General features: G+C 66.5%; 11 protein-coding genes and 1 pseudogene. 9 read left to right on the top strand and 3 right to left on the bottom strand.

The window, feature by feature from the left end; genetic code table 11:
- Window positions 1-11: 11 nt before the first annotated feature.
- The 7 genes from leuD (at window position 12) to ubiA (ending at window position 7,872) form a co-directional block, all read left to right on the top strand.
- Window positions 12-596, top strand: coding sequence for a 3-isopropylmalate dehydratase small subunit (gene leuD, locus PF446_RS12970; protein ID WP_298072265.1), 585 nt, complete (start codon window positions 12-14; stop codon window positions 594-596).
- Window positions 597-653: 57 nt separating this feature from the next.
- The gene (gene leuB, locus PF446_RS12965; protein WP_298072263.1) at window positions 654-1,751 is read left to right on the top strand and encodes a 3-isopropylmalate dehydrogenase; all 1,098 of its coding nucleotides are present in this window, start codon (window positions 654-656) and stop codon (window positions 1,749-1,751) included.
- An 11-nt stretch (window positions 1,752-1,762) separates the two neighbouring features.
- Window positions 1,763-3,439 carry a dihydroxy-acid dehydratase gene (ilvD, locus tag PF446_RS12960; RefSeq protein WP_298072291.1) on the top strand — a complete coding sequence of 559 codons (1,677 nt, stop codon included), beginning with the start codon at window positions 1,763-1,765 and terminating at the stop codon, window positions 3,437-3,439.
- A 43-nt stretch (window positions 3,440-3,482) separates the two neighbouring features.
- The gene (gene ilvC, locus PF446_RS12955; RefSeq protein WP_298072261.1) at window positions 3,483-4,505 is read left to right on the top strand and encodes a ketol-acid reductoisomerase; all 1,023 of its coding nucleotides are present in this window, start codon (window positions 3,483-3,485) and stop codon (window positions 4,503-4,505) included.
- Window positions 4,506-4,789: 284 nt separating this feature from the next.
- Window positions 4,790-6,532: a biosynthetic-type acetolactate synthase large subunit gene (gene ilvB, locus PF446_RS12950; RefSeq protein ID WP_298072289.1), complete on the top strand. Its 1,743-nt coding sequence runs from the start codon at window positions 4,790-4,792 to the stop codon at window positions 6,530-6,532.
- A gap of 19 nt (window positions 6,533-6,551) precedes the next feature.
- Complete coding sequence (ilvN, locus tag PF446_RS12945; protein WP_298072259.1) at window positions 6,552-6,812, top strand: acetolactate synthase small subunit; 261 nt, start codon at window positions 6,552-6,554, stop codon at window positions 6,810-6,812.
- A 130-nt stretch (window positions 6,813-6,942) separates the two neighbouring features.
- Window positions 6,943-7,872, top strand: a complete 930-nt coding sequence (gene ubiA, locus PF446_RS12940; protein WP_298072287.1) for a 4-hydroxybenzoate octaprenyltransferase — start codon at window positions 6,943-6,945, stop codon at window positions 7,870-7,872.
- Between the two features lie 132 nt (window positions 7,873-8,004).
- Here the strand turns inward: ubiA and PF446_RS12935 are convergent, their stop codons facing one another.
- Complete coding sequence (locus PF446_RS12935) at window positions 8,005-8,736, bottom strand: ComF family protein (protein ID WP_298072257.1); 732 nt, start codon at window positions 8,734-8,736, stop codon at window positions 8,005-8,007.
- Between the two features lie 10 nt (window positions 8,737-8,746).
- A complete protein-coding gene (locus PF446_RS12930) occupies window positions 8,747-8,953 on the bottom strand; it encodes a hypothetical protein (RefSeq protein ID WP_298072255.1) in 207 nt (68 codons plus the stop codon).
- 159 nt (window positions 8,954-9,112) lie between these two features.
- On the opposite strand from PF446_RS12930, the gene bioB reads away from it, so the two are divergent.
- Window positions 9,113-10,138 carry a biotin synthase BioB gene (bioB, locus tag PF446_RS12925; protein ID WP_298072253.1) on the top strand — a complete coding sequence of 342 codons (1,026 nt, stop codon included), beginning with the start codon at window positions 9,113-9,115 and terminating at the stop codon, window positions 10,136-10,138.
- Window positions 10,139-10,191: 53 nt separating this feature from the next.
- Here bioB and PF446_RS12920 read toward each other — a convergent pair.
- Window positions 10,192-10,971 (bottom strand): annotated as a pseudogene (locus tag PF446_RS12920) (SdiA-regulated domain-containing protein); the annotation flags it as partial.
- 68 nt (window positions 10,972-11,039) lie between these two features.
- Between PF446_RS12920 and PF446_RS12915 the strand changes: the two are divergent.
- Window positions 11,040-11,764, top strand: a 725-nt coding sequence (locus PF446_RS12915) for an aminotransferase class I/II-fold pyridoxal phosphate-dependent enzyme (RefSeq protein ID WP_298072251.1), incomplete at its 3' end; no start/stop codon positions are given.

Here is an 11,764-nt window from a genome sequence, read left to right as displayed (position 1 = left end):
GGAGACATTCGATGAAACCGCTGAAAAGGATCCGTTCGCGCACTGCCGTGCTGCCCCACGCGAACATCGACACTGACCGCATCATTCCCGCGCGCTTCCTGACCACCACCGAGCGGGTCGGTCTTGGCCGCCATGCCTTCGAGGACTGGCGCTACCTCGCAGACGGCAGCGACAATCCTGCGTTTGAGCTCAACCGTCCCGAAGCCAGGGGCTGCGGGATCCTGGTCGCCGGCCACAACTTCGGTTGCGGAAGCTCGCGCGAGCACGCGCCATGGGCGCTGCTGGACTATGGCATCCAGGCCGTGCTGTCCAGCGAGATCGCCGACATCTTCCGCTCCAACGCGCTCAAGAACGGCCTGCTCGCCGTGGTCGTCAGCGAGAGCGAGCATCGTTACCTGCTCGATCATCCGGGCATCGAGCTGTGCATTGACGTCAGCACAGGCTGCATCGAACTGCCTGACGGCGGCCGCTTCGGATTCGAGATGGACGCCTTTGCCCGCCACTGCCTGCTCGAGGGCGTGGACCAGATGGGCTACCTGCTGCAACACGACGATGCGATCCAGCGCCACGAGCAACGCGTGGAACGGGCCGCATGATGCTGTCCACCACCACCGCCACGCACACCTGACCCACTTCCCCAAGGATTCACGAACATGCAAGCCAACCTGGTCATTCTCCCCGGCGACGGTGTCGGGCCCGAAGTCAGCGCCGCGGCCGTCGCCGTGCTCAAGGCGGTTGCCGAACGCGGCGGTCATGTATTCGATTTCGACGAGCACCCGATTGGCGGTGCCGCCATCGACGCCACCGGCGAGCCGCTGCCGGAAGCCACGCGCAAGGCATGCCAGAAGGCCGACGCGGTTCTTCTGGGCGCGGTCGGCGGACCGAAATGGTCGAACCCCGACGCCAGGGTACGCCCGGAACAGGGGCTGCTGGGCCTGCGCGCGGCCCTGGGCGTGTATGCCAATCTGCGCCCGCTGCGCGTGCATCCCCGGCTGGCCGAACGTTCGCCCCTGAAGACGGACCGCCTGACCGGCGTCGATTTCGTGGTGATACGCGAGCTCACCGGCGGCGCCTACTTCGGCGCCAAGACCCGCACTGCCGATAGCGCCACCGACGAGTGCAAGTACACCGTGGCCGAGATCGAGCGCGTGCTGCGCCGCAGCTTCGAACTGGCCCGCCAGCGTGGCGGCCGCCTGACCTCGGTGGACAAGGCCAACGTGCTGGAGACCTCGCGCCTGTGGCGCAGTACCGCCGAGCGCGTGGCCAAGTCCTACCCCGACGTCTCGCTCGAGCACCAGCTGGTCGACTCGATGGCCATGCTGCTGCTGACCCAGCCAGCACGCTATGACGTGATTGTCACCGAAAACCTGTTCGGCGACATCCTCACCGACGAGGCCGCTGCGCTTGCCGGCTCGCTCGGCCTGCTGCCCTCGGCCTCACTGGGTGACGCTCACGGCGGCCTGTACGAGCCGATCCACGGTTCGGCACCAGATATCGCCGGTCAGGGCGTGGCCAACCCGATGGGGACCATCGCCAGCGCTGCGTTGCTGCTGCGCCATGCACTGGGGCTGGAGGATGAGGCCCAACAGGTCGAGGCGGCGATCGATCACGTGATCGAGCATGGCCCGCTGACCCGCGATATCGGGGGCCATGCCGGCACCGAAGAGGTCCGCGACGCCGTGATTTCCGCACTGGACCTGGTCCAGACCGACAAGAAGGCTTTCTTCACCGGCATGAGGGCATGTGGATGAAGAAGTCGAAGATGCGCAGCGACGCCATCAAGAAAGGCCCCAACCGTGCCCCTGCGCGCGCCATGCTGCGCGCCACCGGCCTGGACGACGAGGCTATCGGCAAGCCGCTGGTGGCGGTCGTGCACACCTGGTCCAATGTCAGTCCGTGCAACCTCAATCTGCGCGACCTTGCGAACGACGTGGCCGAGGGCATCCGTGCGGCCGGGGGTACGCCGATCGAATTCAATACCATCGCGGTGACCGATGGCATCGCCATGGGCACGCCGGGCATGCGCGCCTCGCTGGTCAGTCGCGAGGTGATCGCCGACTCCATCGAACTGGTCGTGGATGGCCACAGCCTGGATGCGATGGTGGTGCTGTGCGGTTGCGACAAGACCATTCCTGCAGCGGCGATGGCCCTGGCACGGCTGGATATCCCGGGCGTGGCGCTGTACGGCGGCAGCATTGGCCATGGCACCCTCGACGGCAAGTCGATCACCGTGCAGGACGTGTTCGAGGCCGTCGGCGCGCATGGCGCCGGAAAGCTTTCGGACAAGGCATTGAAGAAGATCGAGACCCGGGCCTGTCCCGGCGCCGGCGCCTGCGGCGGCCAGTACACCGCCAATACCATGGCGATGGTGCTGACCGCGCTGGGCCTGTCGCCCTTGGGCCTCAACGACATTCCCGCCACGCACCCGGACAAGCCTGAGGCTGCCCGCCGCTGTGGCGCGCTTGTCATGGAGTGTCTGGCCAAGGCGCGCACGCCGCGCCAGGTCATGACCCGCGAGGCCTTCATCAACGCCTCGCGCCTGGTCGCGGCGACCGCCGGTTCGACCAATGCCGCGCTGCACCTGCTGGCGATCGCCAGCGAAGCCTGCGTGAAACTGGACCTGGAAGACTTCAATGCCGCTTCAGAGCAGACACCGGTGATCGCCGACCTGATGCCGGCCGGTCGCTACAGCGCAGTGGAGATGTTCGAGGCCGGCGGTATCGCTGCGATCGCCAACCAGCTTCGACGCGCCAACATGCTGGTCGACACCCCCACGGTCACCGGCCGGTCGCTGTTCGAAGAGCTTGACGACGCCCCGCCCGCACAGGTCGAACACGACCTTGTGTACCCGGTGGACGCACCGATCAAGCCCCGGGGTGGCTACGCCATTCTGTACGGAAATCTGGCACCGCAAGGCTGCATCCTGAAGCTGGCCGGACTCGGCGGCGGCGGATTCGAGGGCACCGCACGTGTGTTCGAGAGCGAAGAAGCCGCCTTCGCCGCGGTGCAGGGTGACCGCATCAAGAAGCACGACTTCATCGTCATCCGCAACGAAGGTCCCGCCGGCGGACCCGGCATGCGCGAGATGCTGGGCGTGACCGCGGCGTTGATCGGCCGCGGCCTGGGCGACGACGTCGCACTGATGACCGACGGCCGCTTCAGCGGCGCCACGCGTGGCTTCATGGTCGGTCATGTTGCTCCCGAAGCGGTGCGCGGCGGACCCATCGCGCTGTTGCGCGACGGCGACCGCATCGTGATCGACGCCAAGGCCCGCACCCTGTCCACGGATGCCGATCTGGAAGCGCGGCGCTCCGACTGGTCCGCACCACCGCCGCGTGTCACCCGCGGCGCACTGGCCAAGTACGCCAAGCTGGTCGGCTCGGCCTCCAGCGGTGCCGTCACCCACGGCTCCACCCCCTATCGCTGGCGCGCCCCATGAGCCGGCCCCGAACACCCCTTTCATCCATGATCCGGAGAACACCATGAGCACAGACACCACCGAACTCCTCAAGAACGCCCGCATCGCCGTCATCGGTTACGGCAGCCAGGGCCGCGCGCACGCACTCAATCTGCACGACTCCGGACTCCACGTGGTGGTCGGCGCGCGACCGGGCGGCCCGTCCTGGCAGAAGGCCCAAGATGATGGCCTCGAGGTTGCCAAGCCGGCTGACGCGGTTCGCGACGCAGATCTGGTCGCTCTCCTGACTCCGGACATGGTGCAGCCCAAGGTCTATACCGACTCCATCGAGCCGTACATCAAGCCCGGCGCCGCGTTGCTTTTCGCGCATGGTTTCAATGTCCACTTCGGCCAGATCACACCACGTCCGGACATCGACGTGAACCTGGTCGCGCCCAAGGGCCCCGGCGCACTGGTACGCAGCGAGTACGAGCGCGGCCGTGGCGTACCCTGCCTGATCGCCGTGGCCCATGACGCCACAGGCCAGTCCGAAGCCAAGGCCCGCGCCTATGCCGCCGGCATCGGCGGCGCCCGCGCGATGCTGATTGCGACCGACTTCAAGGAAGAAACAGAAACCGATCTGTTCGGCGAGCAGGCCGTACTCTGCGGCGGTGCCAGCGAGCTGGTCACCAAGGGTTTCGAAACCCTGGTCGAGGCCGGCTACCAGCCGGAAATCGCCTACTACGAAGTGATGCACGAGCTGAAACTGATCGTCGACCTGTTCTACGAGGGCGGCCTGGCCAAGATGTTGCAGTTTGTGTCCGAGACCGCCCAGTACGGCGACTACACGCGCGGCCCCCGGGTCGTGGACGCGGGTACCAAGGAGCGCATGAAGGCGGTGCTCAAGGAGATCCAGGACGGCACCTTCGCACGCGAATGGACGGCCGAATACGCTGCCGGCCTGCCCAACTACAAGAAATACAAGCAGGCCGACCTGGAGCACCCGATCGAGAAGGTCGGCGCCAAGCTTCGCGCGCGCATGGCCTGGCTGCACAAGGACAAGGCCGCCGTCTCCAAGGCCGACGAAAACCTGAAAAAGACCGGATGAACCTGCCCGCGCCGACCCCTGGCTGCAAGCAGGGGTCGGCCGGGAGGGGAACTCCCCTGACACCGTATCTTCGTTCCAGTTTGGGCCGCCAGCGCATCCAGATCCATGTTTTTCCCGGCGTCTCACCCATGTCCTCCCCTGCACCCGGGAAGGGCCAGACCACCATCATTTGAGGAAATCCGCACGTGAATGCATCCGCAAAACCTGCAGAAAAGCCCGACACCCGTCCCGCCACCATCGGCGCAGACGTGGTCGTGCAGGTACTTGCCGATGAGGGCGTGGACATGCTGTTCGGGTACTCCGGCGGCGCGATCCTGCCGGTCTACGACGCGATCTTCCGCCACAACGCCGAGCATCTGCGTGAAGACGGTAGTGAGCCCATGCCGCTGGTGGTGCCGGCCAATGAGCAAGGGGCGGGATTCATGGCCTCGGGCTACGCACGCGCCTCGGGCAAGGTCGGCGTAACCGTGGTCACCTCGGGGCCTGGCGCCACCAACACGGTCACTCCGGTGCGCGACTCGATGGCCGACTCGATTCCGATGGTGGTGATCTGCGGCCAGGTCGCTACCGGATCGATCGGATCCGATGCCTTCCAGGAAGCTCCCGTCACCAACATCATGAGTGCCTGTGCCAAGCATGTGTTCCTGATCACGGACCCCGAACGCCTGGAAGCCACCCTTCGCACCGCCTTCGACCTGGCCCGCAGCGGCCGTCCGGGCCCGGTGGTCGTGGACATACCAAAGGACGTGCAGAACGCGGCTCTGGAGTACCGCGGCAACGGCCAGCTGGCACTGCCCGGCTACCGCGCGCGCCAGCATGCCACGGCACGGGCCGAAGTCGACGACGACGCCTGCGCGGCCTTTTTCGATGCCCTGCTGAAGGCTCGCCGGCCGCTGATCTATGCGGGCGGCGGCATCATCGCCGGCGCGGCGGCGCCCGCGCTGCGCACCTTCGTGGACGCCTTCGGACTGCCGGTCACCACCACGCTGATGGGCCTGGGCGGGATCGACACCACCGACCCGTTGGCCCTGCACATGTTGGGCATGCACGGCACGGCCTACGCCAACTATGCCATCGAGGACTGCGATTTCGTGCTGGCCCTGGGGGCGCGCTTCGATGATCGCGTCGCCGGCGTGCCCGATGCCTTCGCGCCACGCGCACGCTTCCTCGCCCAGGTCGACATCGACCCGGCCGAGATCAACAAGGTCAAGACGGTCGACTGGCGGCACGTGGGCCCGGTGGGCAAGGTGCTTGAACGCCTGGTGAGTTACGGGCGCACGCACGGGCTGAAACCGGAGCTGGATGACTGGCATGCCCATGTGGCCGAGCTCAAGTGCAAGCACGCGATGAACTATGACCGTGACAGCCCACTGATCCAGCCCTATGCCGTGCTCGAAACCATCAATCGGCATACCGGCGGACGCGCGATCATCAGCACCGGCGTCGGCCAGCACCAGATGTGGGCTGCGCAGTACCTGGACTTCCGCCAGCCTCGCCAGTGGCTGACCTCCGGCTCCATGGGCACCATGGGTTTCGGCCTGCCGGCCGCGATCGGAGCGCAGTTTGCCCGGCCCGACGCGCTGGTCATCGACATCGACGGAGACGCCAGCATCCGCATGAACGTGGGGGAGATGGAAACCGTCACCACCTACGGCCTGCCGCTGAAGATCCTGGTGATGAACAACTGCGGCGACGGCATGGTCCGGCAATGGCAGAAGCTGTTCTTCAAGGGCCGTTTCATGGCCTCGGACAAGAGCCTGCACCGCAAGGACTTCATCAAGGCGGCCGAAGCCGATGGATTCGAATGGGCGCGACGGCTTGATCAACCGCAGGATATGGCCACCACGCTGGCCGAGTTCCTCGACTTCGACGGTCCTGCCTTTCTCGAGGTGATGATCGATCCGGATGCCGGCGTTTATCCCATGGTCGGCCCGGGTGCCAGCTATGCGCAGATGATCACCGGCGATCACATTGCCTCGCGCAGCCCCGATGGCAAGGTGCGCTCACCCAAGACATCCATGTTCTGATGCGCCATCGACGGAGTCCATGATGATCCATACCCTGACCCTGCTGCTGCAAAACGAAGCCGGAGCGCTGGTGCGCGTGGCCGGCCTGTTCTCCGCACGCGGGCACAACATCGAGACGCTGCATGTGGCGCCGATCGACGACGGCTCGGTGTCACGCCTGGTCATCACCGTGCATGGCGACCAGGCCCGGCTGGTGCAGATCCTCAATCAGCTGCGCAAGCTGGTCGATGTGCTCGAGGTCGAGCACACGACCGTGGCGGACGTCGGCAACGCCGCCTGAGAGGCGCCAGCTGCGGGCGGCACACGCTACACTTGCCGCCATGAATTCCAGGCAACGTCCTGCACCGCCGCCGCGGCACCTTTCTCCGGAGGAGCGCATGCGCCGCGCCCGCGAGCGAGCGCGCGGCCAGATGCAACCGGAAGACAGCTCCGTCCGCGCCGGCTACGTCCTGCGCAAACTGCTTGGCCTGCTGCCCGCGGGCTGGCGGGACACCGCGTACAACTATCTGGTGCTCACGCGCATGGATCGCCCGGTTGGCGCATTGCTCCTGCTATGGGCCTGTTGGTGGGCGCTGTGGCTGGCGGCGATGGATTTTCCGCCATGGAAACCCTGGCTGATCTTCACGCTGGGCGTGTTCGTGATGCGTTCGGCCGGCTGCGCCATCAACGACTTTGCCGACCGCAAACTGGATGCGCAGGTGCGGCGCACCCGGGCACGGCCGATTGCCGCGGGAACGATCTCGCCCGGCGCGGCGCTGATCGTGTTCGCGGTGCTGCTGGTGGTGGCCTTCGGCCTGGTCCTGCTGACCAATCCCCTGACCATCAAGCTGTCTTTCGGCGGTGCTGCGCTGGCGGCACTGTATCCATTCACCAAACGCTATACCCACCTGCCGCAGGTGGTCCTGGGAGCAGCCTTCGGCTGGTCGATCCCGATGGCCTTTGCCGCCGTGTCCAACCACGTGCCGCCCATCGCCTGGCTGCTGTTCCTGGCCAACGTGGTGTGGTCGACGCTGTATGACACCGAGTACGCCATGGTTGACCGGGACGACGACCTCAAGGTCGGCGCCAAGTCCACCGCAATCCTGTTCGGCGAACTGGACGTGCCGGTGATCGGCCTGTTGATGGCCACCTTTCTTGTGGCCATGGCCATGGTCGGGCATCGCGCGCTGCTGGGCTGGCCCTATTGGTATGGTTTCGGTGCAGCGGTCGTGTTGCTTGGCTGGCAACTGCGGCACATCCGCCAGCGTGAGCGCTCGGCCTGTCTGGAGGCCTTTCGCAACAACAATTGGGTCGGCCTGGCCCTGTGGATCGGCATGGCGCTGGCGCTGGCCATCCGCTGAATCGTCAGGACCCCGAGCGTGCTGCCGGATCGCGATTGTCGTCATCCGGCGCCCTGCACGGCGGTTGGCTGCATCGCTCCCTCGCGGCTGGCGCATGCCGCAGGAATCGGCAACAACCTGCGGCCAGAAAGCTCACCCCTGACGCGCCCGCGATTGCGGGGCCCGGGCCAATGCCCACACGTCGACCTGTTCGACCCCGCCGCGCTTCAGGACCCGGGCGCACTCGTTGAGCGTGGCGCCGGTGGTCATGACGTCGTCAATCACCGCGACGTGGCGCGGCAGGCCGTCGCCGTGCGCGAGCTGGAACGCCCCGCGCACGTTGCGTCTGCGCTGGACCGCACTCAGACGGGTTTGCTGGGTCGTGGGCCGCACCCGGCGCAGGAGGTCGTGCCGCAGGTCCAGTCCGTGCGCCCGGGCCAGCACGCGCGCCAGTTCCAGCGACTGGTTGTAGCCGCGCTGACGCAGTCGCCCGTGATGCAGCGGCACCGGCACGATGAGGTCCGGGCGTGCCGGCAGCGGATGCGCAGCCCAGAGCCGGCCGAGAACGCGTCCTGCCGCCAGATGACCGGAAAACTTGTAGCGCGATTCCAGCCGGTCCAGCGGCCAGCCGTAGCGAAAGGGCGCCCAAGCGCTGTCCCAGCGTGGTGCACGGACCAGGCACGCACCGCATTGGGCAGCGGCCACGTCCAGGGGCAGTGCGCAGGAGCCACAGCAGATCGTGTTGAGCGGAATCTCGTCACGGCAGGCCGCGCAAAGATCCAGCTTCTCGCCAGGCGCCCCGCACAACAGGCAGCGCGGCGGCAGCAGGTGGCACAGGAGATGCTCGCCGTGTCGCTTCAGTAAGTGGAAGGCATCCGTGCCCATGCGTGGTCGCTCAGCGCCGCGGCTTGAACAGGGCTGCATCCACGATCGACCACAAGTGGATGATCCAGCCCAGCAGAAACCACCACAGCACGGCCGCCAGCACGAACATCACCAGCGCCATCAGCACGCGGCCCTGAAGCAGCTGGCCAAGACCGGGAATGAAGAAACTGCAAAGTGCTGCGATGACGTTGCCGGCACTGCCTTGTCCTGTACTCATGCGCGCACCTTCCTGATTGCGGGAGCCTTGTCGATGCTAGCCGCTTCCGGCGCGAGGCCCAAGTGCCGGCGTCACGGTCAACTTTTCTGTTGCCGGCCAAGTTGACAGCAGGGCGCGCGGTTTCCACACTTCATGCTTCACCGTCTCTCCGGAACCCTCATGCCTGCAGCGCTTCGCCACGACTGGAACCGCGATGAAGTCATCGCACTGTTCGACCTGCCCTTCAACGACCTGCTGGCCCGCGCCCACGCCGTGCACGCCGCGCATCACGATCCCAACGCGGTACAGGTGTCCACGCTGCTGTCGATCAAGACCGGCGGCTGCCCGGAGGACTGCGCCTACTGCCCGCAGGCGCAGCGCTACCAGACCGGCGTTGAGGCGCAGAAGCTGATGAGCGTGGACGATGTGCTCGAGCGTGCCCGCGCCGCCAAGGCCGCTGGTGCCAGCCGTTTCTGCATGGGCGCGGCCTGGCGCGAGCCCAAGGACCGCGACATCCCCAAGGTGGCCGCCATCGTGCGTGCGGTGAAAGGCCTGGGTCTGGAGACCTGCGCCACCCTGGGCATGCTCAAGGCCGAGCACGCCCAGTCGCTGAAGGATGCCGGCCTGGACTACTACAACCACAACCTGGACTCCGCTCCGGAGTTCTACGGCGAGATCATCCACACGCGCGAATACCAGGATCGCCTGGACACGCTGGATCATGTGCGCGAGTCGGGGCTCAAGACTTGCTGCGGGGGTATCGTCGGCATGGGCGAATCGCGCAGCCAGCGTGCCGGTCTGCTGCAGACCCTGGCCTGCCTGCCCGAACACCCGCAATCGGTGCCGATCAACATGCTGGTGCAGGTCGAGGGCACACCGCTGGCCGGTATCGAAAAGCTCGATCCGTTCGAGTTTGTGCGCACCCTCGCGGTGGCACGCCTGCTGATGCCCGAATCGATGGTGCGGCTGTCGGCCGGTCGCGAGCAGATGAGCGACGAGTTGCAGGCCCTGTGCTTCTTCGCCGGCGCCAATTCCATCTTCTACGGCGAAAAACTGCTGACCACCGTCAACCCGGATACCGCGCGCGACCGCGAGCTTTTCGCGCGCCTGGATCTCACGCCGCTGCAGCTCGAGGAAACGTCGCAGACCGTGCACGCCGACATCGTCGAGCCGGCCCGTGAAACCTCCGCTGCATCGACCGCCTGAGCCGGCCGCGTGTCAATCGCGAACGAACCGGAAAAAGCGATCGGGTTCGCTGACCACGTAAGGTGTCCCTTGCCATCCAGCGCAATGCCTTCCGGTTGCGGTGGGTGCGGGGACCCCTGCGCGTGAAGTGCCCGATGCTCGAGCACGCGTCGGTGCAGATCGATTTCGGTGATCCCGGCCGATTCGTCGCTGAGCAGCAGGTGGCCGGTCACCGGATCCACGGCAATCCCGGGCAGGTCGCTACCGGCATCTGCGTCCTCCAGCCATGCGCCATGATCGCGGATCAGCAGCGACCGGCGGTCCGGCGTGCAGACCGAGTACAGTCCACGCGGCGCACGTGCCTTGACCAGCCACAGGCAGCGATGCCGGGCATGCCATGTCAGCCCCTCGCATCCGCTGTTGCCCCGTGCGAACAGGTCCAGACGCAGGATGCGCGCCTGCGCATGGTCGACCGCGTCCCTGCCGGCGGCCGGAATCGCGAACGCTGCGATCTGGTTAAGCGCCTCTTCGGTGACTGCTACGCGACCATCGCCGTGCACCGCCACACCCTCGGTATCGATAAATCCACGCAACGCGATGCTTCGCTGCACGCGGTTGTCCCGGTCCAGCACCAGCAAGATGGCAGGCCGATTGACGACCGCGAGAAGACGACCGCTGGCAGGATCGAAGGCCAGTCCCGAAAGGTTGTCGGCCACGCCCCTTACACGGGTCTGGAATTGCAGGTGATATCCGGCCAGCGCGTCGCTGGGCGGATCCGCCAGGACACACGGAGACCGCAACAGGAGTCTTGCCAGCACAAGCCCGAGGCAGGCACTGCGGCGTTGCAGATGCATCGTGGTGTCTCCCGTGCACGCGTCGATGATGGATACATCGCGCACTCTTGCATCGCGGATCCGGGTGCATGAGTCGGCCCGATCTGCGCGCCTCCTTGCAGGGCTCCGTGAACGAGCGCATCGCGCATGGCCTGCTGCGGCGCGCGCGAACGGTGGAAGCGATGCGCTCGGATGGCCACTGCATCGTCGACGGTCGAAACCTGACGGCATTCTGCAGCAACGACTACCTGGGTCTGGCGACGCATCCGGAAATGATCAAGGCGATGCAGCATGCCGCGGGACGATACGGCGTCGGCAGCACCGCAGCCCACCTGGTCTGCGGTCATCACCGCGAGCATGCATTGCTTGAGTCCGCGCTCGCTGAATGGACCGGGCGCGAACGCGCGCTGTTGTTTTCCACCGGAATCATGGCCAACCTCGGCGTGATGCAGGCCCTGCTCGGCCGTCCCGGAATGCGCAGGACCGGGCTGTGCGTGCAGGACAAACTGAATCACGCCAGCCTGATCGACGGTGCACGCGCCACGCCGGCCACCGTGCGTCGCTATCGGCACGTCGATGTCGATGCCGCCGCAAGGCAGCTGGCCGCCGCGCCGCACAGCGCGGCGCTATTGGCCACGGACGGTGTATTCAGCATGGACGGTGACATCGCTCCGCTGGCCGACCTTGCGGCGTTATGCGCGCGCCAGCAGGCCACACTCATGGTCGACGACGCCCATGGCCTCGGCGTGCTCGGACCGCAGGGCGCCGGAAGTATCGCGGCAGCCGGCCTGTCCCAGTCGCAGGTGCCGGTGCT

The sequence above is a fragment of the Oleiagrimonas sp. genome (genome assembly GCF_027858935.1).
Classification (GTDB): domain Bacteria; phylum Pseudomonadota; class Gammaproteobacteria; order Xanthomonadales; family Rhodanobacteraceae; genus Oleiagrimonas.
The sequence above is the reverse complement of the archived record's forward strand: the minus strand, read 5'-3'. Positions and strand labels throughout refer to the sequence as shown.